Source organism: Rhodoferax mekongensis (assembly GCF_032191775.1).
In the GTDB taxonomy this organism is placed as follows: Bacteria; Pseudomonadota; Gammaproteobacteria; order Burkholderiales; family Burkholderiaceae_C; genus Allorhodoferax; species Allorhodoferax mekongensis.
In genome coordinates, this window is record NZ_CP132507.1 from 3624184 (window position 1) to 3650510 (window position 26327).

The window sequence follows — 26327 nt, forward strand, 5'->3', positions numbered from 1 at the left end:
TCCTCATAGATCCGGGCAGGCCGGAAAAACGGTCAAAGCTTGCGGGCAGCCGAGCGGCGAATGGCTTCGTTGATCTCGGCGATCGAACGCTCAATGGCCGCGTCGTCCAAGTCATCCACCTCCGAGTCCGCCCACGCGGCTTGGACTGTGGAGGCAAACACGCCTTCGCTGATGCTGTCGGTCGAGATCGTGCCCTTGGTGGACTCGAAGCTGTCCGGTGTCTCCCACTCCATCGCGATCACGGTCACGTTATCGCAATGGGGCCCGCCCTTGAGCATGGCCTGCTCCACCAGATCAGGGGCAGACTCACCCACCGGCTTCTGGGACAGGTGATAGACGATATCGCTGTCCTGCAAAGGCCCCCACAGGCCGTCTGAGCACAGCATGATGCGGTCGCCCTGGTGCAAGGGCACCGGTCCGGTCACATCAAACACCGGGCGGGTCGGTGAACCCAGGCAGGTGAACAACACGTTACGGTTAAAGCCTGCCGGTGCGCCGTTGGGACGCTCCATCTCGCGCTGTTCAGAGTAGGAATGGTCCCGCGTGCGGGCAAGCAGCTCGCCCTGGCGCACAAAGTACAAACGCGAATCACCGCAGTGCACCCAATGCGCGGCGCCCCCTTGCAGCACCGCTGCCACTAATGTTGTGCGAGGCGTGTCCGGCAAGTTGCGCTCAGCCGCATACCGGAGGATTTGGCGGTGGGCAGCCAGAATGGCTTTGTTGAAAAACTCGCGCACATCCATCAGCTCGGGGTGCGCTTCTTTCTGGTACAGCGCCGAGATTACCTGCAAGGCCATCTGGGACGCGACTTCGCCCTCCGGGTGCCCGCCCATGCCATCCGCCAACAAAAACAGGCCGGACGACTTGGTGTAGCAGTAGCCCATGCGGTCTTCGTTTTTCTCGCGTCCCCCTTTGCGGCTGATCTGAAAGACGGAAAACTTCATTTCGGCTTACCTGCCACGGGAGCGGTGGCCCCGCCCATCACGGTTTTTTTGGTTTCCGACACCATGGAGTCAAATTGCATGCGCACCTTCTCGGTCACGGTGAGCTTGGTGTAGCGGCGTTCACCCTCGCGCGACAACTCCTTTTGCAAGGCAAACACAGACTGCGGACGCGACAATGGGTCCAGCGACATGCACCATTCGACCACCTCGATCAAATTGTCGGAATACACACCACGCAGCCGCGCCAATGAGGTGGTGATACGGTCTTTCTCCAGGCGCTGGGGCGCTTCATTGGGCGGATAGCCCTGCATGCAGGCATAAATACAGGCGCCAATGGCGTAAATGTCTGTCCACGGCCCCATGGAAGCGTCGCGCCGGTACATCTCAGGGGCTGCAAAGCCCGGGGTGTACATCGGGCGGATGAAGTTGCCTTCTTTGCTCAGCACTTCGCGTGCGGCGCCGAAGTCGATCAACACGGAGCGGTTGTCGTCGGTAATGAAAATATTGGCAGGCTTGATGTCCAGGTGCAGCATCTTGTGCTGGTGCACGATGCGCAATCCGCGCAGGATTTCATCAAACAGAGAACGGATGGTGGACTCGCGGAACACCTTGCTCTTTTTCTGGTCACGCGCAGTCACGATGAAGTCCTGAAGGGCGGCACCTTCCAGGTAGTTCATGACCATGTAAACGGTTTCATTCTCGCGAAAAAAATTCAACACACTCACCACGGAAGGATGAGAGATCTGCGCGAGCGAGCGACCTTCTTCAAAAAAGCTTTTCAGGCCCAGGCGGTACAGCGACAGCTTTTCGGACTGCACCTGGGGTAGCAGTTCGCCGGGGGCACGGGTAGCCAGAGAGGAGGGCAGGTATTCCTTGACCGCCACTTGCTGCCCCTCGGAATCCAGAGCCAGATAGACCAGCCCAAAACCGCCTGCCGCCACTTTGCGGATGATGCGGTAGCCGCCTATCATGGTATCGGGGGGGAGTGGCGCTGGCTTGACCTTGGACATAGGTGCAGTGGGAGTGCTCGTGATTTTTGTTTGAAACGGGTTATTCTCGGGGCCGTTTCCATCGCCGCGAAAGCCCTTGATGCCAGTTTACAGCATGACCGGCTATGCCAGTGCACAGCACAGCACAGCCACCACCGCCCCTGAAGGCGAATCCCGGACCCAACCCGTCACCCAGCTCGGCCTGGAGGTGCGTTCGGTCAACAGCCGTTTTCTCGACCTCACCTTCCGTCTCCCCGAAGACCTGCGCCAGTTTGAACCCGTGTTGCGCGAGCTATTGGGAAGCAAACTCAAGCGCGGCAAGGTGGAAGTGCGCGCCTCGGTGGAGACCACTAGCGCGACCAACATCCCCGACCCCACCCCCAAACTGCTGCAAAAGCTCAACGCGACCCAGGACAGCATCCGGGCCTGGCTACCCACGGCCAACCCCTTGAGCGTGGCCGACGTGATCCGCCTGGCCGCCGCCGAGCAAGGCACCAGCCGAGACTGGAGTGCCGACGTGATGCCCTTGGCGGAAAAAGTATTGAAAGAGCTGCTGAGCGCACGCCAGCGCGAAGGGGCCCGCCTGGCCACCATGCTGCTGGGCCACATCGCCCAGTTGCGCACCTTGGCCGAGCAGGCCGGGCCCTTGGTGCCCAAGCTGGTGGAACAGCAACGCCTGCGCTTCATGGAGCGCTGGAAAGAGGCCATGGCCCTGACCGAAGGCGCCACGCTGCCGGAAGCTGCCCAGGACCGCGCCCTGACAGAGGCCACGGCCTTCGCGATACGCATTGATGTGGCGGAGGAAATCACCCGACTGAACTCCCACCTGGATGAGCTAGAGCGACTGATCAAGAAAGGCGGGGAAATCGGCAAGCGGCTGGACTTCCTGATTCAGGAACTGCACCGGGAAGCCAACACCTTGGGCTCCAAATCCGCCGCGCTGGAGCTGACGCACATCTCCGTGGACATGAAGGTTTTGATTGAACAGATGCGTGAACAGGTCCAGAACATAGAATAAGGCGACTTTAGACACCGCATCACGGAGCCTCAGTCAATGGACTACCCCGGAAATCTCTTTGTCGTCGCAGCCCCCAGCGGGGCCGGTAAGTCCAGCTTGTGCAAGGCCTTGTTGGAGCTCGACTCGCGCCTGCAACCTTCTGTCTCGCACACCACGCGCCCGCCCCGTGGCCAAGAAAAGCATGGTCGCGAATACTTCTTCGTCTCCCAGCAGGAATTCGATGCCATGGTGGAAGCGGATGCCTTTGTGGAATGGGCGCATGTGCATGCGAACCGCTACGGCACCTCCAAAAAAGCCATTGAAGACCGCATGGCCATGGGCGCTGATGTGATCCTGGAAATCGACTTCCAGGGCGCCGTGCAAATCAAAAACGTGTTTGCCAACGCTGTCTGCATCTTCATCCTGCCTCCGAGTTGGGAAGAATTGCGTTCGCGCCTGGAACGCCGTGGGGAGGACAGCTCTGAGATCATCGACATGCGCATGAAAAACGCGCAATTGGAAGTCGCCCAGGTCGGAAAGTTCGACTTCGTTATAATCAATGAGTTGTTTGACCGTGCGCTTTTCGATCTGAAAGCCATTGTCCACTCTCAGCGACTCAAGATTTCAGCCCAGCGCCGCGCGCGAGCTGAAACATTCCGAGCGCTGAACATCCTCTAGCTTTCCGGAGAATTCCATGGCCCGTATCACTGTTGAAGACTGCCTCGAGCAGATCCCTAACCGCTTCCAATTGGTTCTGGCTGCCACTTACCGTGCCCGCATGTTGAGCCAAGGCCACACCCCCAAAATCGAAAGCAAGAACAAGCCCGGCGTCACCGCATTGCGCGAAATTGCCGCAGGTAAAGTCGGCTTGGAAATGCTCAAAAAAGTACCGCTGTAAATTCAGCCTGCTTATGCAAAAAGCACCGCTTGCGGTGCTTTTTTCGTTTGCGGCACACAAGACTCCCAGCCACGCTACATTTACACCATGGGCAGCCTTCTCCAAACACCACCAAGTACCTCGAATGCCGGCAAATCGGCCAAGCCCGGTTCGCCAGTCGCTGCGGTCAATGCCGCGGCAGCCAGTTTTGCCGGGCTCACCGCCAAGCTGGACTACTTGAGCAGCAGTGATGTGGAGCAGGTGCGCTTGGCCTACCGGTTCGCGGACGAAGCGCACCTGGGCCAACTCCGCAATAACGGTGAACCCTACATTACCCATCCAATTGCGGTAGCAGCGCAATGCGCCGAATGGAAACTCGACGCCCAGGCCCTGATGGCGGCCCTGCTGCACGATGCGCTCGAAGACTGCGGCGTCACCAAGATCGAGCTGATTGAAAAGTTCGGGTCGCCGGTAGCCGAATTGGTGGACGGCCTGACCAAGCTCGACAAGCTGCAATTCAACACCCGCGAGGAAAACCAGGCCGAATCTTTCCGCAAGATGCTTCTGGCCATGGCACGGGACGTGCGGGTCATCCTGATCAAGCTCGCCGACCGTTCGCACAATATGCGGACCCTGTCGGATGTGCCCCGCAGCAAATGGAGCAGGATCTCCTCTGAGACGCTGGATATTTACGCCCCCATCGCACACCGATTGGGTCTCAACCAGACTTATCGGGAACTTCAGGATCTCGCCTTCCAGCATCTGCGGCCCTGGCGGTATGCGATTCTTTCCAAAGCGGTCGCCAAAGCGCGCAGCCGTCGGCGCGACTTGATCCAGAAAGTCCAGAAAGAAGTCGAAGCAGTTTTTGCCGAAGCCAAGATGCCCATTCGCATCGCAGGCCGCGAGAAAACGCTGTATTCCATCTACCAAAAGATGGACAAAAAGCATCTCAGCTTCGCCCAGGTCACCGACATTTATGGCTTTCGGGTTTTGGTGCCCAACATCACGGATTGCTACACCGCACTAGGCCTGCTGCACCAGCTCTACAAGCCAGTGCCTGGCAAGTTCAAGGACCATATTGCGATTGCCAAGGTCAACGGTTACCAGTCCTTGCACACCACGCTGGTGGGGCCGGCAGGTATCAACATCGAATTCCAGATGCGAACCGAAGCCATGCACGTGGTAGCCGAGTCCGGCGTGGCCGCACATTGGCTCTACAAGGTCAACAATCCGGAAGACGGCACGGCGGATCGCTTGGGCACCAAATGGCTGCAATCCCTGCTGGATATCCAGGACGAGACTCGCGATGCGGCCGAGTTCTGGGACCACGTCAAGGTGGACCTGTTCCCCGATGCTGTGTATGTGTTTACGCCCAAGAGCCAGATCATGGCCTTGCCACGGGGCGCCACTGTGGTGGACTTTGCCTATGCCATTCACAGCAATATCGGCGACCGCACCATTGCTGCCCGCATCAATGGCGAACAAGTCCCCTTGCGTACCGAGCTGAAAAACGGCGATGTGGTCGAAGTGGTCACCGCACCTGTGTCCACCCCCAACCCGGCATGGCTGGGTTTTGTGCGCACCGGCCGTGCGCGCTCCAAAATCCGCCACCATTTGAAGACCATGGCCCAAACCGAGTCGGAAGGATTGGGTGCCAAATTGCTGGCTCAGGCCTTGCGCGCCGAAGGTATTGAGGGCTTCCCTGAAGACAACCCGGCCTACGCCCCCTTGTGGGACAAGCTGCTGCGCTTTACAGGAAACAAGACCAAACACGAGCTGCTGACCGACATCGGTCTGGGCAAGCGCATCGCCAATATCGTGGCCAAGCGCATGGTGAACCTGCTGAGCGAAGCCGGTGAGCGGCCGGACGCCCTGCTGCTCACCCGTGAGCGCTTCACCGCGCACGAGACCAATACTTTGAGCTCCATCACCTTGGACGGCAGCGAAAACGCGTCAGTGCAGTTCGCACCATGTTGCCGCCCCATTCCCGGAGACGCCATCGTCGGTTATCTGGGCCGCGGTGAAGGTCTGGTGGTGCACATGGCCGACTGCGGCGTGGCCAAAAAGCTCCAGCACAAAGACAGCGAGCGCTTTATCGGTGTGGAGTGGTCCGACGAACCGGTGCGTGCCTTCGAGACCGGCATTGTGGTGACTGTCACGAATGGCAAAGGCGTGCTGGCTAAAGTTGCTGCAGCACTCGCGTCTGCCGAGGCGGACATCATTCACATCGACATGGGGCAGGACGGAGTGCGCGACGCATCCGACATGCGCTTGATTATTGGTGTGCGGGACACCGCCCACATCGCCATCGCATTGCGCAACCTGCACCGCACTCCTTCGGTGCTGCGGGCCCAGCGCGCAAGCAACAGCGCCGGCTAAGTCACTTCAACGACTGGAGCCTTTCAGCCCGTCTTGGGCGCAGGGTACTGCACACGCAGCACCTCGATATCGCAAATCCGATCGGGCATGACCAACTTCAGTTCATCGCCTTCGCGGGCCTTGAGCAGCGTACGTGCAATGGGTGAAATCCAGCTCACCTCGCCAACAGCACTGTTGGCCTCGTCAATCCCTTTGATGGTGATAGTGCGTTCCACATCCTGGTCGTCCACGTAGGTCACCGTAGCGCCGAAAAAAATCTGCTCATTGCCGTGGTGCAGAGAAGGATCGGTCACTTCCGCAATCTCCAGACGCTTGGTCAGGAAACGGATGCGTCGGTCGATTTCGCGCAGGCGCTTTTTGCCATAGAGGTAATCGCCGTTCTCTGAGCGATCGCCATTGCTGGCAGCCCAGTGCACGATGTCCACAATTTTGGGGCGCTCGTTGTCGATCAGGTCGAGTAACTCGTCGCGTAGCGTGGCGAAGCCTTGGGGGGTGATGTAGTTTTTGCCACCGGCCGGCAGTGCAGGCAGTTGCAGCTCATCGTCGTCTGCACCATCGGACTCTTTGGTAAAAGCCTTGCTCATGGATGTGCCCATTGGGGAATCAGAATAAGAAAAAGGTCTGCAACCTTGCGATTGCAGACCTTTACTTTTTGGTGCGGCTGGCAGGAATCGAACCCACGACCCCTTGGTTCGTAGCCAAGTACTCTATCCAGCTGAGCTACAGCCGCTAAGCTTCGTATTCTAGCACGCTTTTTTTCGTACTATCCGGAAAGACCGGAGAAACTTTTCAAACGCCCTTTTCTGCAGCATTCGGGATGGACGTATTCTACCCTGCCCGCAGACCCAAAACAGCTCTCGCCTCTGAAGGATTTGCAATTGCTCTCCCCGCGCGCTGGGCACACGCTGCCAGCGCTTCGATGAGCACACCATTGCCGGCAGCGCGTGCACCATCGGGCAAATAGAAGGTGTCTTCGAGACCGGTCCGCAGCATGCCTCCCAAATCGGCAGTCTTCTGGTGCACCGGCCAGATCTCAGTGCGGCCAATCAAGGTGGTTTGCCACACGCTGTCGGACGCCATGTACTTCGGCAAGAGTGAAAGCAACTCTGCATCGCAGGGCATGCCGGAAGCCACGCCCATCACCAGGTTGTATTCCGCCCGGCCCATGTCGGGCTTGAGCATGCCGTTCTTCAAATACATGGTCACCGACCGGACGATGCCCACATCAAAGCACTCGAACTCGGGATGGGTGCCGCACTCCTGCATCACATCCAAAAACTGCTGCACCTTGGCCACCGGGTTATCGAACACCATGGGCGGCCACGCCCAGCTGCCGTCTTCCTTGAGCTTGAGGTAATTCAGACTGCCCGCGTTGCAGGCGGCAATCTCGGGCTTGACGCGGCGTATGCAGTTGAGCGGTCCGCTGATGTCTTTGCCCACTACGCCGGTGGTCAGGTTGATGATCACGCCCGGACAGGCCTCGCGGATGGCATTCACAATGCTTTCGGCTACATCCGGGTCCCAACTGGGCATGTGCCCCAGGCCGTCTTCTTGCATGCGCATGTGGATGTGCATGATGCTGGCGCCGGCATTGAATGCATCGCGCGCCTCCGCCGCCATCTGGGCGGGCGTGACAGGTACGGGGTGCTGCTTGGGGTTGGTCAACACGCCGGTCAAGGCGCAGGTCAATATGGCTTTGTCCATGGGATTCCTCAGTGTGTTTCAGTGGGGGCCACATCCGCCCCGGGGCTCAGCTCCACCAGCACCGCGCCGGCTTCCACCTGCTCGCCCGTACGGGTGTGAACCGCCTGCACTTGGCCCGCCTGTTCGGCACAGAGCCACATTTCCATCTTCATGGCCTCCACGCAGACGAGTTGCTGACCCTCTCTGACCGCATCCCCCGGCGCCACCAGCACCTGCGTGACCTTGCCGGCCACTGGCGATAGTGCACGGCTGGCATCTTTTAAAGCATTGGCATCGGGGAAGGCCGACACCTCGCTGAACATATGGCTGTAGCCCGCATGCGCCACATGCCATGCACCCGCAGCGAACACGGCAATGGCGGACTGCGCCACACCATCCAGCTCCAGACGCAAAACGGCGCCTTGCCAAGCGATGACGCGGGCCTGCGCTGTCACCCCATCCATGGTGATGGTGGTCCAGCCTTGACCATCGCTGCTGATGCGCACCGTGCGCACCACTTCACCGCACTTCAAGCGCACGCTGAAAGCCGACACACTGTTCGCCCGCCAGCTGCTGCCTTGCTGCTGCGCCAGCGCCAAGGCAGCAACTTGCCAGGCCGCCATGGAAGGCACCGGGGCTTGCAGCAGAGGCTCACCCTGCTCCAGCCACTGGTCGATCAGCGTGGTGGTCATACGCGCTTCGCGGAAGGCGGGGTGATCCACCAAATCGCTCAGGAAACGACCGTTGTTCTTCAAACCCAGCAAGGGCGCGTTCACCAAAGCCGCACGCAGTCGGCGAATGGCATCGCTGCGGTCACGCCCGTGCACAATGACTTTGGCCACCATCGGGTCGTAGAACGGCGAGACCACACTCCCTTGCCGGATGCCATCGTCAATACGTACGCCGGGCTGCAACGCACGCTCGGGCTGCCAATAGACCACGGTGCCGGTCTGCGGCGCAAAGCCGGTGTACGGGTCTTCGACATACAGGCGTGCCTCGATGGCATGGCCACTCAGGCGGATATCTTCCTGCCGCGCAGGTAAGGGCTCGCCTGCTGCTACTTGCAGCTGCCACTCGACCAGGTCGAAACCGGTGATGCATTCGGTAACCGGATGCTCCACCTGGAGGCGCGTGTTCATCTCCAGAAAGTAGTGTTTGAGGTGCTCATCGACGATGAACTCCACCGTGCCCGCACCACGGTAGCCCACCGCCAGCGCCGCAGCCACCGCATCGCGCCCCATGGCCTCGCGCATGGCGGGGCTGACTACCGGGGACGGCGCTTCTTCAATCACCTTTTGCCGGCGTCGCTGGGCCGTGCAATCGCGCTCACCCAGGTAGACCGCATTGCCGTGCGCATCCGCAAACACCTGTATTTCGATGTGGCGGCCGTTGTCTATCAGGCGCTCCAACATCAGGGTGCCATCGCCGAATGCGCTGATGGCTTCCCGGCGGGCACCGTCCAGACCGGGCTGCAGCTCAGCATCGTTGCGCACGAGGCGCATGCCGCGTCCACCGCCACCGGCCACGGCTTTCACCAGCAATGGGTAGCCTAATCTGTGCGCCTCCTGAGTCAGCACCGCATCGCTCTGGTCCGCACCCAGATAGCCCGGTGCGCACGGCACGCCCGCTTGCAACATGCGCTGCTTGGCCAAGGCCTTGTCGCCCATGGCAGTGATGGCATCCGGTGGCGGGCCGATAAACACAACGCCCTCATCGGCACAGGCCTTAGCGAATGCAGCGTTCTCGCTCAAGAAACCGTAGCCGGGGTGCAAAGCATCTGCGCCGGTTTTGCGCGCGGCTTCCAGAATGGCATCTACCTTGAGGTACGACTCGGCGGCCGGTGAAGGGCCGATGTGCACGGCCTCATCGGCCAGTGCCACATGGGGTGCGTCGCGGTCGGCATCGCTATAGACGGCGACGGTTTGGTAGCCGAGTTTGCGGGCGGTACGGATGACGCGGCAGGCGATTTCACCGCGGTTGGCGATCAAGATTTTGCTAAACATCCAACACCTCACTGAGAGTTTGGGCGGCGGAGCGCTTTGCGTAGGTCAAGGAGGAGCCCGCGCAGCGGGCGGGGGACACGGAGCAAAGCGCTCCGCCGCCCAGACTCAGCAAAGCTGTTGCCCCGCACAGGCTTGGAGTGGCTTTGTTGGTGGACCATAAATTCATGTCACGGCCCAGGTTGGTTTGCGTTTTTGTAGGAATGCGGTCATGCCTTCCAAGCCTTCGGCGCTTTGCGCTGAGTGGGCGAATACGGCGGCGGCTTGCTCCACCAGATCGGCAGCCGGGCTAAAGCGCGCTTGCTGCATCAAGGATTTGGTGGCGGCCAAGGCGCCGGGGGCGCAGGCCACTATGTCCGAGAGCACGCGGTTCAGTGTCTGTGGCAAGTCGTCAGCACTGCACAGTTCATGCACCAAGCCCAATCTGTGCGCGGCAGCGGCGTCCAAGCGCCCGCCGGTCACAGCCAGGCGTTTGGCCTGCGAATAGCCCAAGCGCTCGACCAGAAACGGGGCGATTTGCGCCGGCACCACGCCCAACGATGTCTCGGGCAAACGGAACGAGGCACTGTCTTCCGCCAGCGCCACATCGGCCACACAGGCCAGGCCGAAGCCGCCGCCCATGACCGTGCCTTCCAGCACGGCCACCACGGCCAGCGGGGTCTGGGCGTAGGCCACACACAGGCGGCCGAAGGCGGCGTTCACCTCGGCAATCGGGTCGGGGGCGCCAGCCTCGCGCTGCATGGAGCGCATGCGGGCGCCAGCCATGTCTTTGAGGTCCGCACCCGCGCAGAAGTGCCCGCCTGCGCCGCGCAACACCACCACGCGCACAGCGCCTTCACTCCCTGCAGTGGCCTCAGCCGCCTGCAACGCTTGTTGCAGCTCGGCCACCATTTGCAAGGACATGGCGTTGCGCGCCTCAGGCCGGTTCAGGGTGATGTGCAACACCGCCCCCACCTGCTCTGCGCGGATATGCCCGTAGCCTGGCGCAGGCGAATTTGCTCCTTTTTCAGGAGCTGCTTGCGCACTATCCATGGGGTCTAGCGGGCTATTTGACTCAGAAACCTGCATAGCTCAGGCGGCTTTGCCGGGCAAGGTGCCTTCGAGCTTGCAGATGATGCCCAGCATGATTTCGTCGGCCCCGCCGCCAATCGAGATGAGGCGACTGTCGCGGTAGGCCTGCGAGATCGGATTGTCGGCAGTGAAGCCCATGCCGCCCCAGTACTGCAGGCAGCTGTCCGTCACCTCGCGGCTCAGGCGGCCCGCCTTGAGTTTGGCCATGGAGGCCAGCTTGGTCACGTCCTTGCCGCCCACGTATTGCTCCACCGCACGGTAGGTGAGCGCGCGCAGGCACTCCACCTCGGTGCGCAGCTCGGCCAGGCGGAAATGCACCACCTGGTTGTTGAGAATGGGTTGGCCGAAGGTCTGGCGCTGGCGGGTGTAGGCTATGGTGAGGTTGATCAGGTTGTCCAACGAGCGCAGGCTGCTGGCCGCGCCGTAGAGCCGCTCCTCCTGGAACTGCAGCATCTGCAGCATGAAGCCCATGCCCTCCTGGCCGATCAGGTTGCGCTGCGGCACCCGCACGTTGTCAAAGAACAGCTGCGCCGTGTCGCTGCTGTGCATGCCGATCTTCTCGATCTTCTGGCGGGTGATGCCCGGCGCGTCCATGGGCACGATGATGAGCGACTTGTTCTTGTGCACCGCGCCTTCACTGGTGTTGGCCAGCAGGCAGCACCAGTCGGCTTGCATGCCGTTGGTGATCCACATCTTGGAGCCGTTGATCACGTAATCACCGCCGTCTTTGCGGGCTGTGGTTTTGAGGGCTGCCACATCCGAGCCGCCGGTTACCTCGCTCACGCCTATGCACCCGACCATGTCGCCCGCGATTGCCGGCGCCAGGTACTGGTTGCGCAGCTCGTCGCTGCCGAAGCGGGCCAGTGCCGGAGTGCACATGTCGGTCTGCACACCGATAGCCATGGGCACACCGCCCACATTGCAGTCGCCCAGCGCCTCGGCCATCACCATGGAGTAGCTGAAGTCCAACCCCATGCCGCCGAACTCGGTGGGGTACTTGATGCCCAGCAGCCCGAGGTCGCCCATCTTCTTGAACAAGGCACGCGCCGGGAAGATGCCCGCTTTCTCCCACTCCGCGGTGAAGGGGTTGATCTCGTTGGCTACAAATTTGCGCACTGTGTCGGCAATCTGGGTGTGCTCGGGGGTGAATTTCATGCGGTGTCCTCGGGTCGTTGTAATGCGTGAGTCGGTCAACCGCGCTCAAAGGCGGGCCACACCAAACGTGTTGGGGTTCAGCCGTCGGTCAGCGGCCTCGGCAGCCAGCGCCAGGCAGAGGCCCAGAATGCGGCGGGTGTCGCGCGGGTCGATGATTCCGTCATCCCACAAGCGGGCCGTGCCAAAGAGGGCTGCGCTCTCTTTGTCCAGCCGCAGGCGCAGCCCGTCAGACATGGCCTTGAGCGCTTCGTCATTCGCCTCCATGCCCATGCGCTCCACCTTGGCGCGGTTCACGATGTCCATCACTTTGGCGGCCTGCGCGCCGCCCATGACAGCGGTACGTGCCGTGGGCCAGCTGAAGATGAAGTTCGGGTCAAACCCGCGCCCGCACATGCCATAGTTGCCCGCGCCATACGAGCCGCCCAGCACCACGGTGAACTTGGGTACCCGTGCGTTGGCCACCGCCTGAATCATCTTGCTGCCGTGCTTGATGGCGCCATTGCGCTCGGCCACCGAGCCCACCATGTAGCCGGTGGTGTTCTGCAAAAACAGCAGCGGCGTGCCGCTCTGGTCACACAGCTGGATGAACTGCGCCGCCTTGGTAGAGCCCGCGGGTTGAATGGGCCCGTTATTGCCCAGAATGCCCACCAGCCGGCCTTCGATGCGGGCGTGGCCGCACATCATCTCGGGGGCGTAGCCGGCTTTGAACTCCAGAAAGTCCGAGCCATCCACCAGCCGTGCAATCACCTCGCGCACGTCATAGGGCTCGCGCTCGTCGGCGGGGACGATGCCCATCAGCTCCTGCTCGTCAAACAGCGGTGCTGCAAAGCCGGTGCCTTGGACGGATGCCTGAGGTGCAGTGTCCCAGTTGATCTTGTCCATCAGCTCGCGGGTCAGGGCGATGGCATGGGCGTCGTCTTCGGTCAGGTACTCACCCAGGCCGGTCACTTGCGCATGCGTCTCGGCGCCGCCCAGTTCGTCGTCCGTGCAATCCTCGCCGATGGCGGCTTTTACCAAGGGGGGGCCAGCCAGGTAGATGCTGCTGCGCCCGCGCACCAACACCACGTAGTCCGACAAGCCCGGCAGATACGCACCGCCCGCCGTGCTGGAGCCATGCACCACCGAGATTTGCGGAATACCCGCTGCCGACATGCGTGCCTGGTTGGCAAAGCTGCGCCCGCCTTCCACAAAGATTTCCGACTGGTACATCAGGTTGGCGCCGCCACTCTCCACCAGGTAAATCACCGGCAGCTTGTTTTGCAGGGCCACCTCCTGGGCGCGCAGCGCCTTCTTGAGGCCCATGGGTGCCACGGTGCCGCCTTTGACCGCGCTGTCGTTCACCGAGATCAGGCAGCGCTTGCCCGCCACGGTGCCGATGCCGATGATGGAGCCGCCGCCCAGCACTGCCTTTTTGCCGTCGTCGTCATGCATGTTGAGGCCGGCCAAGCGGCTCAGCTCCAGGAACGGCGAGTTGCGGTCCAGCAGGCGGGCCACGCGCTCACGCGGCAGCAGCTGGCCGCGCTTCTCAAACTTTTCGCGCTTGCTTTCCGACTCGGCAATCACCATGTCCTGCAAGCGCTGCACCTCGGCCAGCAGGCCCTGCATGCGCTGGGCATTGGCGGCGAAGGCATCGGAGCGCGGGTTGATCTTGGAACGCAGGGCAGGCATAGGTCTGGGCTTTCTGAGTTGCTTGACGCATTAGAGGTCAGGGTGACGTTAACGTCAACCAGTTGCCGTATAGGTGTTTTCACTATGCATTACGTTATGCTCGGCCACTACCATCCGCCACGGTCCATTCGATTTACCCGACACCGGAGAACACAACATGTCCCTCGAATCCGCAACCCAAGCCATCCGCGCCAAAGTGGGCATTGATAGCGGCCTCAACGCCACCCTGAAGTTCGATATGGGCGCTGACGGCGTCATCGTCATCGACGGTGCCAGCACTCCCAACACCGTGAGCAACACCAACACCGATACCGACTGCACCGTCGGCATCACCCTGGACAACCTGCAAGCCATGCTGGACGGCGACCTGGAGCCCGCTACCGGCTTCATGGCCGGCAAGCTCAAGGTCAGCGGCGACATGGGTGTGGCCATGCGCCTGCAACGCGTGATCTGACCCTGCGCATGGCCAAAAACGCCCCTGTGCCCGACGCCCTGACCGACGCGCAAGCGTTTGTCGACTCCCACCGCGACGAGGGCACCACCGAACTCTTCGGCATCACCGAGTTGTGCCGTGAGTTCGGCATCACCCTGCGGGCGCTGCGCTTTTATGAAGACAAGGGCCTGCTCGCCCCCCGCCGGGTGAACGGCGCCCGCGTCTACACCCGGCGCGACCGGGCACGTCTTGCCCTGATCCTGCGGGCCAAGGCCATCGGCTCGCCGCTCTCAGAAATCAAAACCTATCTGGATTTGTATGGCGACCACGGCGAAGGCCGCGCGCAGCAGCTGCAGTACGTGATCACCCGCACCGACAACGAGATCACCGAGCTGGAGAAAAAGCGCGCCCAGATCGACGCTACCCTGGCCGAGCTGCGCGTCATCAACGGCAGCTGCCGCGCCCTGCTGATCGAACGCCAGCGCAAGCCCAAAGCAAAAGCCTGATCACTCGGGGTTGAGTGTCAAATCGGCATCTAGCGCCCGTGGAATATGCGCGGGCAGCTCCTAAATAAGGAGCAAAACCAACCCACTACGCGCTCCTTATTTTCCCAGCAAGCCCTTGAACAGGTCTTTGGCCTTGTCTTTCACGGCGTCTTCGACCTTGGTTTTGATCTCCTGCTTTTTCTCTTCCACCTTGGCCTTGGTGGCGTCTTCCAGCATGGCGCCGAATTCGATCTTGTAGCTCAGCGCCTCAAACGGGCCGCTCAGGCGCACCGGCACGGTCAGGCCTTTGAGTTGGTTGGCGTCTTTGCCGCCCTGCCCTTCGCCGCTGGCCACCATCGTGGCTTTGGCCAGGTAATTCATCTGGCCCGCACCCACATCGATGTCGCCTGCACCACCCAGCCGGATGAAGGGGGACTTCATGCTCAGGTCGTCATTGCGGGCTACGCCGTTGGCGATTTTGAAACTGGCAGTCAGCTCCGAGAAGTCGGTTTTCTGGCTCGCATTGGCTGCCTGGGTGCTGTCCGCCTGGCCGAGCTTGGCTTTTACATCGCGCAGACTTTGCGCAAGGTTAATCCCCTTGATGGCGCCATCTTTGAGCGCCAGCGCCGCGCTACCATCCAGCGCCTTTTTGAATGCGCTCACCGTTTCGCCGCGGGTGTTTACGTCCAGCGTGATGTTGCCGCGGCCTTCGAGCATGTCTTTGTCCAGCAGGTCTTTCATCAGCGGGTTGATGCTCACGCCCTGCAGGTTCTGGCGCAGGGCCATCTGGTTGCCACTGGCGTTTACCGACACGCTACCGCTGGTGCTGCCCTCATAGAGCTTCATGCTCAGCGGCGCCACATCGAGCTTGCCACCGGCCAGCGCCAGCTTGGCGTTGATTTGCGCGAGCTTGAGCTTGGCCACCTGCAGGCTGCCGATGCGGATGTTGCCCTGCACCGTGGGCCCTTTGAGTGCGGCCAGGTTGATGGGTGCTTCTTTGCCCGCTGCCTCTTTGGCCGGTGCTTCGCCCGCAGGTTTGGGCGGCAGGTATTTGTCCACGTTCAGCTGGTCAATGTCCAGATCAAAGCCCAGCGACAGGGGTGCGAACCTGGCCACGTTGAGCTTGGTGGCGATGTTGGATTCATCAAACTTCGTGGCCAGCGCCAAGGCCGCGCTTTGCTGCGCCAGGTTCACTTGCAGACTGCCATTCAGCGGTAGGCTGAGCTGCTTCATGGGCATGTCGGGGTGGGCCAGGTCCAGGCTGCCGGTGAGCTTGCTGATGCGGATGGCGTCGGCATTGCCCTCCACCCCACTGAGCACCAGCTTCAGCATTGCGCTGCGGCCACTGCCCTGCACACCCGCACTCAGGGTGACCGCCTCGCCGCTGGAGCGGGCGGGCGACAAGGCCAGCTTGGGCGCGTCCAGCGCGAGGCTAAAGCCGTCGGCCCCGGCCTGGCCTTTGATGGCGAGGCTCAGTTTTTCGATATTGGCCGTTTTGGCGCCCGTGTCCGCCTGCAAATGGCCGGTAGAGAGGCTCAGGTTGTTGATGTTGGTGGTGCTGCCAGCCTGCTCGTCGCGCCAGGTGAGCTGGGCGTCGGCAATGCGAATGGCGGCCACGTCAATTTTGAGGGGCTCTGCCGGCTGCGCAGGTGCATTGGCTGGTGCGGGCTGGGCGCTTGGGTCGCCCAGCAGGTCGGCAATGTTCAGGCTGCCGTCTTTGCGCTTGATGAGGGTGGCCTTGAGGCCGGTTACGTCGAGGGCGCGCACCTGCACTTGTTTGCTCAGCAGCGGCATCACCGCCACCGACACGCGGGCCGACTGCAGGGCCGCAAACTCGGTGCTGCTGCCCCGCTCCGAGAGGGTGACCCCGTCAAGCTGAATGCCCACATCCGGCCACACCGAGAGCTGGGGCTTGCCCGCAATCACCAGCGTGCGCTGCTTTTGCTCCAGCACGGTGCGACTGATTTCGGCCTTGATCTTGTCGCCGTCAAACAGCGCAAACAAGGCGCCCACCGCCACGGCCAACAGGCCCACCACCGCCAGAACCACCCACCCGACTATGCGAAGCGCTTTCATGCCTACCCCTTTATGCCAACCACCACCATGGTGCGCGGCCATTCTAGGGGGAGCGGGTGAGCCGCGTCGGTGCGGCAGGGCTTCAGGCCAGTATCGGGGCTTTGGTGATGAAGTACTTGCGGGCGTAGGCCACCAGCTGAGCGTCGGTGGGGTGGTCTATGCTTTCCACACCCACTACCTTGTTGCCCACCTGCGGGTCGTGGCTGTGCAAGTGCTTGATGAGCTGCAGCTTGGCCTGCGCGGGGCCCACCACCAAAATTTCTTCAGCGCCCTTGAGCGCCTCGGCAATGGCGTGGAAGTACTGCTTGTCTTCGGCTGCCTTGCCCGAGCCCACTACGCCGCTCTTGGCGTGCACATGCGAATGCGGGTGCTTGGGCCGCACGATGGAAGCCTCCACATCGTCCGGCGCAATGTGCATGACGTGCGCCTCCGAATGATCCAACCAGACAACTGCGTGGTAATGCGACATGGTGTTTCTTTCTGTGTGTTGAACAACACCCCCAGCGTAGGCCGCTGGCGGCCGCAGGTGTTGCGCTGGGTCAAGCTGCACGCAGACGGTGGAACCATGCTTTACATACAGTACATTTTGAGGATTGCGCCGGCACGCCCCGTGCATGCGGTGCAGCAGTCACCCCATGACCCCGTTTTAACGAGAAAGCAGCAGTCCTATGTCTTCTGTGCCCCACCTGCCCATGGCCCCTCACACCCTGCGCACCGGCCGCACCCTGCTGGCCGCCGGCCTGCTGGCCAGCGCGCTTTCCGGCTGCGCCATCTGGCCCAAGGCACTGACGTGGGGTTCTGACGACGCACCGCCCCCGCCTGCTGCCCAAGCTGTGGCGCCCCCACCCGCACCGCCTGTGGTAGCGGAAGAAGCGCCCAAGCCCAGCCCGGCCCCCGTGCCCGTGAGCACTGCAGACACCGCGCCGCTGGAGCCCCAGCCGGTCATGAAGTCCACACCTGTGATGGCACCGCCCGAACCCGCCATGGCCGCCAAAGCACCTGCCAAAGGTAAAGGCAAGGGCAAGGAAAAAGCCGTTGCCCATGCAGGCGCGGACCACAAAGCCAGCGCCAAAGCAGCAGCACCCAAGTCCAGCGGCGGCGACCTGGTGCCCGGCTTCTATATCAACGTAGGTTTGTTTGCCGTGCCCACCAACGGCACCAACGCCTTCAGCACCCTGGAGAAGGCCGAAATGCCCGTGTTCACCGATGTCGTGAAGAGCAAAAAAGGCCGCCTCACCCGCGTGCGCGTGGGCCCCTACCTGAGCAAGGCCCTGGCCGATGCTGCGGCCGAGAAGATCAAGGGAATGAAACTGGAAGCGGTGGTGTTTCAGCACTGAGGTGATGTAACTTGGCCGCTGGCTGAGATTCATCCAGTAACCCATCGCACCTCTACACGACGAACCAGTTGTGGGTCGGTCAGTACCAGATTATCTGCACCACCAAAAGCACGATAAAGGCACATGCGAAGAGGGTGCCATGCTTGACGAAAGAGAATCCACCAGGTTGGCAGTCAATGACTTCGATGTCACCTTCTGATTCTTTGTGCTCTGCACTAACTGACTGTATTGACGCACCGCAAACATGACACCGTCCGGCGGTGGTCCTCACTAAACTTCTACAAGTTTTGCATTTCATAGGCTCTAGTTTTTTGGATTGTTTTTGGGAGGCTTGGCTTTGGGCTCCGAGCTAGGTTTTTTTGGGGGCTTCCATGCGGCTTGAAAAAAAAGCTCTCTTGATCGGGACCTAGCGCCTCAGGATGTAGGGTTCGTTTTGCAATTACGTGCCATGTAAAGTGCATCAACCGACCCACTCACCCGTTTTTTTCAGTTCTCTTAATCGTTCCTCGACGGCACGTCTGGCGGTTCCCATCTGATACGTAAAGTCATCTGCCAGAACCTGCTCCAGCGTCATGAGAATCGCCGAACCGATGTCCTCAAACGGCCTTTCACTGTTGTTGCCAAACCAGAACATTCCACGGAGTTTTGTTAGAACTGCCTTCAGTCTGGCTTGATCGTTCAAGGCATCCACAACGTCGTCCAATAAGTCATTTAATAGCAGATCGTGTTGGGCCTGCATGCCGCTTGTGATGATGGGTCTCAATTGAGCATTGATGCTCAGCAGGTTCCGATAGAAGACGGCTCCAAGTACCGCGCCAACGCCTTTGCTTCGACGCCATCCACTCTGAATGACCTCTATGGAATCTTCTGGCATGTATTCTCCAATTCGCTTCTTTCAGTTGATTTAAAACTGCTAAGTTTTGCGAATTATTTGCAAATTGACAATCATTGTCAAGAAAAAAACCGCTCCGTAGAGCGGTACTTGATCAGCCCTTTTTGGGGACCAAAACTTTCAAAACAGTCGAAGCCAACCAAAGCACGAGCAGGGTCCCGAGTACATCACCAACAAACATTTGCGCCATAGCCGGAAGGGGTGTGTCCAAATTTCCAGCGAGCCAATAGAAGCCATTGGTCGGGATGGAGTTGCAAAGAGCACCCAGCAAGGTGAACTGCATTAAGTGAGAGGGTTTGAGCCCCCGAAGATCTGATGGCAGCCTCAACCAACGTACTCCTACAGCTACAGCGACGAGTGGGGAAAATCCTGAGATGATGGAAACCGGAATCGCTTCATACCAAACCACAGTCCACGCGCCTTGGGTCGTATAGATGATCAGCAAAGTACCCAAGGCCATGCCAATTGCCGCAGGCAGGCCGAGCACCAGAGCAAACAACATTCGCACAGCAGCAGGAAGATAGATCAGGCTAACGTATGGCGCGATCTTTACAGAAGAGAAAAACCAGCCATTGAAGATATATGTGCCGTAGTAGACAAGGGTCGCCGCCGCTGCGTAGGACACAAAAAGTCCGCCGTATTTTTGATCATTTCCAATCATTGCGATAAGCCCTTTGTCGTTTGTATCTCTTTCACGAAGATCCACCGAGACCGACACAGTCGCGTCGCAGCCCCGAAAGTCCCGTCTAGTGCTCTATGCGGAATTCGAAAAAAAGCCACCTCATGGGTGGCTGCTGATCGGAGAATAAACAAGGTACCTGCTGATGTGCTTAGTCAGCAGCAGACTTTCCGCAATCGAACTACAGAACTATACACGGACCAAATACTAAATCACACTTATCACGAAAAAATAATTTTCATCAAAGTATGGAATTTAAACGGAAACCGAAATTTTTCACAAATACCCGGGTAATTCTTCTCACTCTTTAATCAGTTTGCATTCCTTTGGTAGCGGTCAGCAATGCAGTATTGAGTTGCGCGAAGTACTCCTTGGCAAGCTCTGTTCCCGAGACGTACTTGATACGGTTGTCCCGCTCATCAACGGTGAGAGTAATGATTCCCTTCTTTCGCAGGGACTTCAGGCGCCGATGAATGGTCGCAGGAGAAGTCTCTGCATCCAACTGCATGGCCTCCAGCACGGTCACTTGTTTACCCGCCATCCACGCTGACTCCAACTGGTGCAACAGTCTTTCCTCGGTAGAGTCGATAGACGGGAATGTCGGCATTTCACGCAAAGCATCCATCAAATTCAAAAACTTGAGGTAAACACTGCTCTGTGAGGGTTGCTTCGACATAGGCCGAGTGTAATGTCAAGGCCGTCAAATCACCAGATTCGGGCTGTTAACCGCCAGCGCTGGCCGAGTACAAAAGACCAACAAAAAAGCCTGCGGACCAATTGACACGCAGGCTCTTAAAAAAATTAGTGGTAGGGCGTGAGTGACTTGAACACTCGACCAAAGGATTATGAGTCCTCTGCTCTAACCAACTGAGCTAACGCCCCAACCGAACCGCAGATTGTAGCCGGCCGCAGAGGGTTATTTGTGGTGGCTCAGGGCGTTGCTCACCAGTTTGGAGGTGATGTCCACGATCTGGATCATGCGGTCATACGCCATGCGGGTGGGGCCGATCACACCCAGCGTGCCGACCACTTTGCCGTCCACCTCGTAAGGGCTGCTGACGATGGACAGGTCTTCAAACGGCACCACCTGGCTCTCGCCGCCTATGAAGATGCGCACACCTTCAGCCTGGCCGGTCACGTCCAGCAGGCGCATGAGCTGGGCTTTTTGCTCAAACAGTTCAAACGCGCGGCGCAGGTGGCCCATGTCGCTCGAAAAGTCAGACACTGACAGCAGGTTGCGCTCACCCGAGATCACCACTTCGTCTTGCGCCTCGGAAATCACTTCCGAGCTGGCGTTCACCGCCGCTTGCATGAGGGCGGCAATTTCGCCGCGCAGGCTTTCCACCTCGCCTTGCAGGCGCAGGCGCACTTGCTCGATCTCCAGCCCCATGTAGTTGCTGTTGAGAAAGTTGGCCGCCTCGGCCAGTTGGCTTTGGGTGTAGTCCACCTCGGTGTAGATGACGCGGTTTTGCACATCGCCATCAGGCGCCACGATGATGACCAACAGCCGCCGCTCCGAGAGGCGCAAAAACTCAATGTGCCGGAAAGCCGATGTGCGGCGCGGAGCAATCACCACACCCACAAACTGCGAGAGGTTGGAGAGCAGGTTCGCCGCGTTGCTGATGACTTTTTGCGGCTGGTCGGGCGCCAGGCTGTGCGCGGCCATGTGGCCCTGCTGCACGGTGAGCATGGTGTCCACAAACAGGCGATATCCGCGCGCGGTGGGAATGCGCCCGGCCGAAGTGTGGGGGCTGACGATGAGGCCCAAGTCCTCAAGGTCCGACATGACGTTGCGGATGGTGGCGGGCGAGAGGTCGAGGCCGGACTCTTTGGAGAGCGTGCGGCTACCGACGGGCTGTCCATCGGCGATATAGCGCTCTACGAGCGCCTTCATCAACATCTTGGAACGTTCATCGAGCATGCCGGTCATTTTAGTAACCTATTTAGTGTCTAATTTGCGCATGTTGTCCCAATTTAGGCATGTCGCTCTGATCGGCAAGTACCAAACCACCGGCACCAGCGCTGCGGGGGCCTCGTCCCGCAAATCGCTGGACGAGATTGCCCATTATTTGATGGACCAGGGCTGCGAGGTGGTGATCGAGGCCGACACCGCCGCCAACACGGGCCTGAGCAACTACACCACGCTGGATGTGGACGGCATTGGCACCCACTGCGACCTGGCCCTGGTGGTGGGTGGCGACGGCACCATGCTGGGCATAGGCCGCCAGCTGGCGCGCTACCAGGTGCCGCTGATCGGCATCAACTCCGGGCGGCTGGGGTTTATTACCGACATCCGCTTCGAGCAATACACAACCACGCTGGCCCCCATGCTGGCCGGCCACTACGAGGTGGACGACCGCGCCCTGATGCGCGCCCGCGTCATGCGCGACGGCCACTGCGTGTTTGAGGCCGAGGCCATGAACGACGTGGTGGTCAACCGCGGCGCCACCTCCGGCATGGTGGAGTTGCGGGTGGAGGTGGACGGGCACTTTGTGGCCAACCAGCGGGCGGACGGGCTGATCATCGCCTCGCCCACGGGTTCCACCGCCTACGCCATGTCGGCCGGCGGGCCGCTGTTGCACCCCTCGATCGCCGCGTGGGTGATGGTGCCGATTGCGCCACATACCTTATCAAATAGGCCTATAGCGCTCGCCGATAGTGCGCGGATAGCTATCGAAATAGTAGCGGGGCGCGATGCCAGCGCCAACTTTGACATGCAAAGCCTGGCCAGCCTGATGCACGGCGACCGCATTGAGGTGACCCGCTCGCAGCACAAGGTGCGCTTTTTGCACCCCAAGGGCTGGACCTACTTTGACACCCTGCGCCAGAAGATGCATTGGAATGAAGGGGTGGCGTAAGCGCCACCAAAAGTGAACACATGGCACTCAAGCGAATTGTTCTCAGAGACTTTGTGATCGTCAGCGAGCTGGAGCTGGACCTCGAATCCGGCTTTTCGGTGCTGACAGGTGAAACCGGCGCGGGCAAATCCATTCTGATTGATGCGCTGCAGCTCGTCACCGGCGCGCGCGCCGACACCGGCGTGATCCGCGAAGGCGCGGCCCGCACTGACGTGAGCGCCGAATTTGACAACGCACCAGGCCTGCAAGCGGTACTGGACGAAGCCGGATTTGAAAGTGGCGACACCCTGCTGCTACGCCGCACCGTGGACACGCAGGGCAAAAGCCGCGCCTGGGTCAATGGCAGCCCCGCCACCGCGCAGCAGCTGCGCACCATCGGCGAGCAGCTGCTGGACATTCACGGCCAGCACGCTTGGCAAAGCCTGACCCGGCCCGAGGCTGTGCGCGGCCTGTTGGACGCCTATGCCAAGGTGGACACCAGCGCTTTGAGCGGCCTGTGGGCCAGCTGGCGCCAGACCCAACAAGCTCTTGCCCAAGCCCAAGCCGCACAAGACAGCCTGCAGCGCGAGCGCGAGCGCCTGGCCTGGCAGGTTGGCGAGGTCGACAAGCTCAACCCCGGAACCGACGAGTGGCCCGAGCTCAACGCCAGCCACAGCCGCCTGGCCAACGGGCAGGCGCTGATTGATGCAGCCCAAGGCGCCGTCAACCTGCTGGAAGACGAAGACACCAACGCGCTGGCCCCGCTGCACGCTGCCCTGCAGCTGCTGCAAGCCCAGTCGCACCTGGAAGCCGAGTTCAAAGATGCCATTGAGGCCCTGAACTCCAGCGTCGCGCAGATAGAAGACACGGTGCACAGCCTGCGCAGCTATGCCCGCCGTGCCGAGCTGGACCCGGAGCGCTTGGCCGAACTGGACGAACGCATGTCGCTCTGGGTGAGCTTGGCGCGCCGCTACAAGCGCCCGCCCGAGGAGCTGGCCGAGTTGTGGGCGAGCTGGAAAACCGAGCTGGCCCAGCTGGACGCCGCTGCCGACCTGGACGGCCTGCAGGCCAAAGAGCGCAAGGCCCAGGCCGCCTTCATGGCGGAGGCCAAAGCCCTCTCCAAACAACGCGCCAAGGCCGCGCCCCTGCTGGCCCAAAGCATCACCCAAGCCATGCAAGGGCTGGGCATGCAAGGTGGCCGGTTTGAGGTGGCGCTGGAGCCTTTGGCCCAGCCCCAAGCCAGCGGCTTGGAAGACGTGCAGTTTCTGGCTGCCGGCCATGCGGGCAGCACACCGCGCCCGGTGGGCAAGGTGGCGTCGGGCGGCGAGTTGTCGCGCATCGCGCTGGCCATTGCGGTGACCACCAGCCGCTTGGGCACCGCCCAGACCTTGATATTTGACGAGGTGGATTCCGGCGTGGGTGGCGCAGTGGCCGAGACCGTGGGCCGCCTCATGCAGCAGCTGGGCAGCGACCGCCAGGTGCTGGCCGTGACCCACCTGCCCCAGGTGGCCGCCTGCGCGCACCACCACTTGGTGGTGTCCAAGCAGCTGCAAGGCAGCGCCACCCTGAGCACCGTGGCCCCTGTAGGCGGCGAGCAGCGCGTGGCCGAAATTGCCCGCATGCTGGGTGGGGAAAAGCTTTCGGGCACTACGCTGGCGCATGCCAAAGAAATGCTGGATTCAGGCCTGTAAATGAGCGACATGCCCCCCCCTTCGTCAGTGCCCATGGAGATCGTGCTCATCACCGGCATGTCTGGCTCGGGCAAGTCGGTGGCGCTCAACGCGCTGGAAGACGCGGGCTTTTACTGCGTGGACAACCTGCCGCCCGAGCTGCTGCTGCCCTTTGTGGAGCTGGAGCGCCAGCACAACGCGCAGCGCGTGGCCATTGCCATGGATGTGCGCAGTGCCACCTCCCTGCCCTTGGTGCCCCAGCAGTTGGCTGCCGTGCGTGCGCTGGGAGTGGTGGTCAAACCTTTGTTTTTGGACGCCACCACCGACACGCTGGTGCGCCGCTATTCCGAAACAAGGCGCAAGCACCCACTGTCACAAGGCACCTCCGACCACGGCGAGCGCGACGAGCGCCGTGCATTGGTAGACGCCATTGAACTGGAGCGCGAGCTGCTGGCCGACCTGCGCGAGCAGGCCCATGTGATTGACAGCAGCATCATCCGCCCCTCGCAGCTGCAAGGCTACGTGAAGGCCATGATTGCCGCGCCCGGCGGACAGCTGACGCTGGTGTTTGAGTCCTTTGCGTTCAAGCGCGGCGTGCCCACCGATGCGGACTACATGTTCGACGTGCGCATGCTGCCCAACCCGCACTACGACCCCGAGCTCAAACATCTGACCGGGCGCGACCAGCCGGTGATCGACTTCCTGAAAGCCCAGGAGGCGGTGGAGCTGATGCAGCACCACATCGCCCACTTTCTGGAAAGCTGGCTGGACGCCCTGGCCCGCGACCACCGCAGCTACGTGACCGTGGCCATAGGCTGCACCGGCGGGCAGCACCGCTCGGTGTACCTGGTGGAGCAACTGGCCAAGCGCTTTAGCGGCGAGTGGGTGACGCTCAAGCGGCACCGCGAGATGGACGCGAGGGACTAGGCAAGCCCCCACGCTCCGCCGCTGCGCGGGTCGCTGCCCCCCAAGGGGGCTAACCCGCCTTGGGACGGCCCGGCGGCGGGTTGATGCCCCCACGCTCCTCCGCTACGCGGGTCGCTGCCCCCCAAGGGGGCTAACCCGCCTTGGGACGGCCCGGCGGCGGGTTTAGCCTTTCAACAGCTTTCGCACCGGTGCCGGCAATCCTGCTGCAGCCCACTCGGCAGGTGTGAACCAGGCGCCATCGCCCAAACTTTTTGCTATCAAATCAGTAGCTGCTCGCGCACATTCCACATGCGCCGGGTGCAAAAAAAGGTCTTTGTGCGTGAGCACATGGGTCACTGCAGGCATAAACCGCAAGTCGGCAGCAAACGCCGGCGGCAGCGCAGCGCGCAAGGCGTCTTCGCTCTCAAACAGCGGGAAGCACTGCAAGCCTGCCCACACACCGGGTGTGGGGCGCTTGCTGAGCCAAACGGCGCCGTCATCCCGCTTCAACCACAGCAGCCACAGGCTCTGGCTGCTGCGCTTGAGCTTGCGGGTGCGCACGGGGTAGCGTTCGGCGTCACCCGCCTGGGCGGCAGCGCATTGGCTGTTTACCGGACAAAGCAGGCAGCTGGGCTTTTTGGGGCTGCATAGCGAGGCGCCCAAATCCATCATGCCTTGCGTGTAGCGCGGCATCACGCGCGGGCCTTCGGCGGCCACTTCGGCCTCAGTGGGCAGCAAGGTGGTGGCGCGGTCCCACAAGGCGCGTTCGTTGCTAGCTAACGCCAAATCCGCATCAAAGCCCAGCACGCGGGTGAGTACCCGCTTCACATTGGCATCCATGATGGCCACGCGCTCGCCAAAACACAGCGAGGCAATCGCCGCGGCGGTGGAGCGGCCTATGCCGGGCAGGGTGACCAGCGTGGCCGCATCGCGCGGGAAGGCGCCGCCATGCAGCTCCATGACCAGTTGGGCGCAGCGGTGCAGGTTGCGGGCGCGGCTGTAGTAGCCCAAGCCACTCCAGAGGCCCATGACCTCGTCACTGCTGGCGGCGGCCAGGTCTGCCACCGTGGGGCAGCGGGCCAGAAAGCGGTCGAAGTAGCCGATGACGGTGGCCACCTGTGTCTGCTGCAGCATGATTTCCGACAGCCACACGCGGTACGGGTCTTGGGTGTTTTGCCAGGGCAGGCTGTTGCGGCCGTGCTGCGCCTGCCAGCGCACCACGGCGGTGGCGAAACTGCTCGGCGCCACG

The 26327-nt window shown here is 61.1% G+C and carries 25 protein-coding genes and 2 tRNA genes; 10 read left to right on the plus strand and 17 right to left on the minus strand.

Annotation, left to right across the window (positions count from 1 at the left end; genetic code table 11):
• Positions 1-32 precede the first annotated feature (32 nt).
• Positions 33-944, minus strand: coding sequence for a PP2C family protein-serine/threonine phosphatase (locus RAN89_RS17315; protein ID WP_313867461.1), 912 nt, complete (start codon positions 942-944; stop codon positions 33-35).
• A complete protein-coding gene (locus tag RAN89_RS17320) occupies positions 941-1954 on the minus strand; it encodes a serine/threonine protein kinase (RefSeq protein ID WP_313867462.1) in 1014 nt (337 codons plus the stop codon). Before RAN89_RS17320 ends, RAN89_RS17315 begins: the two co-directional genes overlap by 4 nt.
• A gap of 79 nt (positions 1955-2033) precedes the next feature.
• Here RAN89_RS17320 and RAN89_RS17325 point away from each other — a divergent pair, with 79 nt between their 5' ends.
• From RAN89_RS17325 to RAN89_RS17340, 4 genes are all read left to right on the plus strand, one after another.
• Complete coding sequence (locus tag RAN89_RS17325; protein ID WP_313867463.1) at positions 2034-2951, plus strand: YicC/YloC family endoribonuclease; 918 nt, start codon at positions 2034-2036, stop codon at positions 2949-2951.
• A gap of 36 nt (positions 2952-2987) precedes the next feature.
• Complete coding sequence (gmk, locus tag RAN89_RS17330) at positions 2988-3608, plus strand: guanylate kinase (protein ID WP_313867464.1); 621 nt, start codon at positions 2988-2990, stop codon at positions 3606-3608.
• Between the two features lie 16 nt (positions 3609-3624).
• Positions 3625-3828 (plus strand): DNA-directed RNA polymerase subunit omega, encoded by a 204-nt coding sequence (gene rpoZ, locus RAN89_RS17335; protein WP_313867465.1) that lies wholly within the window; start codon positions 3625-3627, stop codon positions 3826-3828.
• Positions 3829-3915: 87 nt separating this feature from the next.
• Positions 3916-6186 carry a RelA/SpoT family protein gene (locus tag RAN89_RS17340; protein ID WP_313867466.1) on the plus strand — a complete coding sequence of 757 codons (2271 nt, stop codon included), beginning with the start codon at positions 3916-3918 and terminating at the stop codon, positions 6184-6186.
• A 23-nt stretch (positions 6187-6209) separates the two neighbouring features.
• Here RAN89_RS17340 and greB read toward each other — a convergent pair whose 3' ends face one another.
• The 7 genes from greB to RAN89_RS17375 all read right to left on the minus strand — a co-directional run bounded on the left by greB (position 6210) and on the right by RAN89_RS17375 (position 13763).
• Positions 6210-6770 carry a transcription elongation factor GreB gene (greB, locus tag RAN89_RS17345; protein WP_313867467.1) on the minus strand — a complete coding sequence of 187 codons (561 nt, stop codon included), beginning with the start codon at positions 6768-6770 and terminating at the stop codon, positions 6210-6212.
• Between the two features lie 69 nt (positions 6771-6839).
• A tRNA-Arg gene (locus RAN89_RS17350) sits at positions 6840-6916 on the minus strand.
• Between the two features lie 98 nt (positions 6917-7014).
• On the minus strand, positions 7015-7890 hold the full coding sequence (locus RAN89_RS17355; protein WP_313867468.1) for a beta-keto acid cleavage family enzyme: 876 nt from the start codon (positions 7888-7890) through the stop codon (positions 7015-7017).
• An 8-nt stretch (positions 7891-7898) separates the two neighbouring features.
• Positions 7899-9872 (minus strand): acetyl/propionyl/methylcrotonyl-CoA carboxylase subunit alpha, encoded by a 1974-nt coding sequence (locus RAN89_RS17360; protein ID WP_313867469.1) that lies wholly within the window; start codon positions 9870-9872, stop codon positions 7899-7901.
• Between the two features lie 162 nt (positions 9873-10034).
• Positions 10035-10901, minus strand: a complete 867-nt coding sequence (locus RAN89_RS17365) for an enoyl-CoA hydratase/isomerase family protein (RefSeq protein ID WP_313867470.1) — start codon at positions 10899-10901, stop codon at positions 10035-10037.
• Positions 10902-10940: 39 nt separating this feature from the next.
• Entirely contained in the window at positions 10941-12095 is a 1155-nt protein-coding gene (locus RAN89_RS17370) for an acyl-CoA dehydrogenase family protein (RefSeq protein WP_313867471.1), read from the minus strand.
• A gap of 45 nt (positions 12096-12140) precedes the next feature.
• Entirely contained in the window at positions 12141-13763 is a 1623-nt protein-coding gene (locus tag RAN89_RS17375) for an acyl-CoA carboxylase subunit beta (protein WP_313867472.1), read from the minus strand.
• Between the two features lie 157 nt (positions 13764-13920).
• On the opposite strand from RAN89_RS17375, the gene RAN89_RS17380 reads away from it, so the two are divergent.
• Both RAN89_RS17380 and RAN89_RS17385 read left to right on the plus strand, forming a co-directional pair.
• Complete coding sequence (locus RAN89_RS17380; protein ID WP_313867473.1) at positions 13921-14217, plus strand: SCP2 sterol-binding domain-containing protein; 297 nt, start codon at positions 13921-13923, stop codon at positions 14215-14217.
• Positions 14218-14225: 8 nt separating this feature from the next.
• Entirely contained in the window at positions 14226-14702 is a 477-nt protein-coding gene (locus RAN89_RS17385; protein WP_087494839.1) for a MerR family transcriptional regulator, read from the plus strand.
• Positions 14703-14798: 96 nt separating this feature from the next.
• Here RAN89_RS17385 and RAN89_RS17390 read toward each other — a convergent pair whose 3' ends face one another.
• Both RAN89_RS17390 and RAN89_RS17395 read right to left on the minus strand, forming a co-directional pair.
• Entirely contained in the window at positions 14799-16757 is a 1959-nt protein-coding gene (locus tag RAN89_RS17390; protein ID WP_313867474.1) for an AsmA family protein, read from the minus strand.
• 82 nt (positions 16758-16839) lie between these two features.
• Complete coding sequence (locus RAN89_RS17395; protein WP_313867475.1) at positions 16840-17226, minus strand: translational machinery protein; 387 nt, start codon at positions 17224-17226, stop codon at positions 16840-16842.
• Between the two features lie 199 nt (positions 17227-17425).
• On the opposite strand from RAN89_RS17395, the gene RAN89_RS17400 reads away from it, so the two are divergent.
• Positions 17426-18094, plus strand: coding sequence for an SPOR domain-containing protein (locus tag RAN89_RS17400; protein WP_313867476.1), 669 nt, complete (start codon positions 17426-17428; stop codon positions 18092-18094).
• 460 nt (positions 18095-18554) lie between these two features.
• Here the strand turns inward: RAN89_RS17400 and RAN89_RS17405 are convergent, their stop codons facing one another.
• The 5 genes from RAN89_RS17405 to hrcA all read right to left on the minus strand — a co-directional run bounded on the left by RAN89_RS17405 (position 18555) and on the right by hrcA (position 21586).
• Positions 18555-18968 (minus strand): globin family protein, encoded by a 414-nt coding sequence (locus tag RAN89_RS17405; protein WP_313867477.1) that lies wholly within the window; start codon positions 18966-18968, stop codon positions 18555-18557.
• A 112-nt stretch (positions 18969-19080) separates the two neighbouring features.
• A complete protein-coding gene (locus tag RAN89_RS17410; protein ID WP_313867478.1) occupies positions 19081-19692 on the minus strand; it encodes a hypothetical protein in 612 nt (203 codons plus the stop codon).
• Between the two features lie 280 nt (positions 19693-19972).
• The gene (locus tag RAN89_RS17415) at positions 19973-20341 is read right to left on the minus strand and encodes a winged helix-turn-helix domain-containing protein (RefSeq protein WP_313867479.1); all 369 of its coding nucleotides are present in this window, start codon (positions 20339-20341) and stop codon (positions 19973-19975) included.
• Between the two features lie 129 nt (positions 20342-20470).
• A tRNA-Ile gene (locus RAN89_RS17420) sits at positions 20471-20547 on the minus strand.
• A 34-nt stretch (positions 20548-20581) separates the two neighbouring features.
• Positions 20582-21586 carry a heat-inducible transcriptional repressor HrcA gene (hrcA, locus tag RAN89_RS17425; protein WP_313869430.1) on the minus strand — a complete coding sequence of 335 codons (1005 nt, stop codon included), beginning with the start codon at positions 21584-21586 and terminating at the stop codon, positions 20582-20584.
• 40 nt (positions 21587-21626) lie between these two features.
• Between hrcA and RAN89_RS17430 the strand changes: the two genes are divergently transcribed.
• From RAN89_RS17430 to rapZ, 3 genes are read left to right on the plus strand one after another with little or no spacing between them, the layout of a single operon-like run.
• Positions 21627-22523, plus strand: a complete 897-nt coding sequence (locus RAN89_RS17430) for an NAD kinase (RefSeq protein ID WP_313867480.1) — start codon at positions 21627-21629, stop codon at positions 22521-22523.
• Between the two features lie 20 nt (positions 22524-22543).
• Complete coding sequence (gene recN, locus RAN89_RS17435; RefSeq protein ID WP_313867481.1) at positions 22544-24193, plus strand: DNA repair protein RecN; 1650 nt, start codon at positions 22544-22546, stop codon at positions 24191-24193.
• Between the two features lie 33 nt (positions 24194-24226).
• Complete coding sequence (gene rapZ / locus RAN89_RS17440) at positions 24227-25099, plus strand: RNase adapter RapZ (RefSeq protein ID WP_428984510.1); 873 nt, start codon at positions 24227-24229, stop codon at positions 25097-25099.
• A 162-nt stretch (positions 25100-25261) separates the two neighbouring features.
• Here the strand turns inward: rapZ and mutY are convergent, their stop codons facing one another.
• Positions 25262-26326 (minus strand): A/G-specific adenine glycosylase, encoded by a 1065-nt coding sequence (gene mutY, locus RAN89_RS17445; RefSeq protein WP_313867483.1) that lies wholly within the window; start codon positions 26324-26326, stop codon positions 25262-25264.
• Position 26327: the final 1 nt, after the last annotated feature.

Bases quoted from the DNA above. Each gene is read 5' to 3' on its own strand.
- rapZ (WP_428984510.1), top strand. From the start codon at position 24,227: ATGGAGATCGTGCTCATCACCGGCATGTCTGGCTCGGGCAAGTCGGTG.
- RAN89_RS17380 (WP_313867473.1), top strand. From the start codon at position 13,921: ATGTCCCTCGAATCCGCAACCCAAGCCATCCGCGCCAAAGTGGGCATT.
- RAN89_RS17365 (WP_313867470.1), bottom strand. From the start codon at position 10,901: ATGGATAGTGCGCAAGCAGCTCCTGAAAAAGGAGCAAATTCGCCTGCG.
- greB (WP_313867467.1), bottom strand. From the start codon at position 6,770: ATGAGCAAGGCTTTTACCAAAGAGTCCGATGGTGCAGACGACGATGAG.
- RAN89_RS17320 (WP_313867462.1), bottom strand. From the start codon at position 1,954: ATGTCCAAGGTCAAGCCAGCGCCACTCCCCCCCGATACCATGATAGGC.
- RAN89_RS17355 (WP_313867468.1), bottom strand. From the start codon at position 7,890: ATGGACAAAGCCATATTGACCTGCGCCTTGACCGGCGTGTTGACCAAC.
- RAN89_RS17390 (WP_313867474.1), bottom strand. From the start codon at position 16,757: ATGAAAGCGCTTCGCATAGTCGGGTGGGTGGTTCTGGCGGTGGTGGGC.
- RAN89_RS17430 (WP_313867480.1), top strand. From the start codon at position 21,627: ATGTTGTCCCAATTTAGGCATGTCGCTCTGATCGGCAAGTACCAAACC.
- RAN89_RS17370 (WP_313867471.1), bottom strand. From the start codon at position 12,095: ATGAAATTCACCCCCGAGCACACCCAGATTGCCGACACAGTGCGCAAA.
- RAN89_RS17375 (WP_313867472.1), bottom strand. From the start codon at position 13,763: ATGCCTGCCCTGCGTTCCAAGATCAACCCGCGCTCCGATGCCTTCGCC.
- hrcA (WP_313869430.1), bottom strand. From the start codon at position 21,586: ATGCTCGATGAACGTTCCAAGATGTTGATGAAGGCGCTCGTAGAGCGC.
- RAN89_RS17315 (WP_313867461.1), bottom strand. From the start codon at position 944: ATGAAGTTTTCCGTCTTTCAGATCAGCCGCAAAGGGGGACGCGAGAAA.
- RAN89_RS17360 (WP_313867469.1), bottom strand. From the start codon at position 9,872: ATGTTTAGCAAAATCTTGATCGCCAACCGCGGTGAAATCGCCTGCCGC.
- RAN89_RS17405 (WP_313867477.1), bottom strand. From the start codon at position 18,968: ATGCCAGAAGATTCCATAGAGGTCATTCAGAGTGGATGGCGTCGAAGC.
- recN (WP_313867481.1), top strand. From the start codon at position 22,544: ATGGCACTCAAGCGAATTGTTCTCAGAGACTTTGTGATCGTCAGCGAG.
- rpoZ (WP_313867465.1), top strand. From the start codon at position 3,625: ATGGCCCGTATCACTGTTGAAGACTGCCTCGAGCAGATCCCTAACCGC.
- RAN89_RS17385 (WP_087494839.1), top strand. From the start codon at position 14,226: ATGGCCAAAAACGCCCCTGTGCCCGACGCCCTGACCGACGCGCAAGCG.
- RAN89_RS17340 (WP_313867466.1), top strand. From the start codon at position 3,916: ATGGGCAGCCTTCTCCAAACACCACCAAGTACCTCGAATGCCGGCAAA.
- RAN89_RS17325 (WP_313867463.1), top strand. From the start codon at position 2,034: ATGCCAGTTTACAGCATGACCGGCTATGCCAGTGCACAGCACAGCACA.
- RAN89_RS17395 (WP_313867475.1), bottom strand. From the start codon at position 17,226: ATGTCGCATTACCACGCAGTTGTCTGGTTGGATCATTCGGAGGCGCAC.
- RAN89_RS17400 (WP_313867476.1), top strand. From the start codon at position 17,426: ATGTCTTCTGTGCCCCACCTGCCCATGGCCCCTCACACCCTGCGCACC.
- gmk (WP_313867464.1), top strand. From the start codon at position 2,988: ATGGACTACCCCGGAAATCTCTTTGTCGTCGCAGCCCCCAGCGGGGCC.
- RAN89_RS17415 (WP_313867479.1), bottom strand. From the start codon at position 20,341: ATGTCGAAGCAACCCTCACAGAGCAGTGTTTACCTCAAGTTTTTGAAT.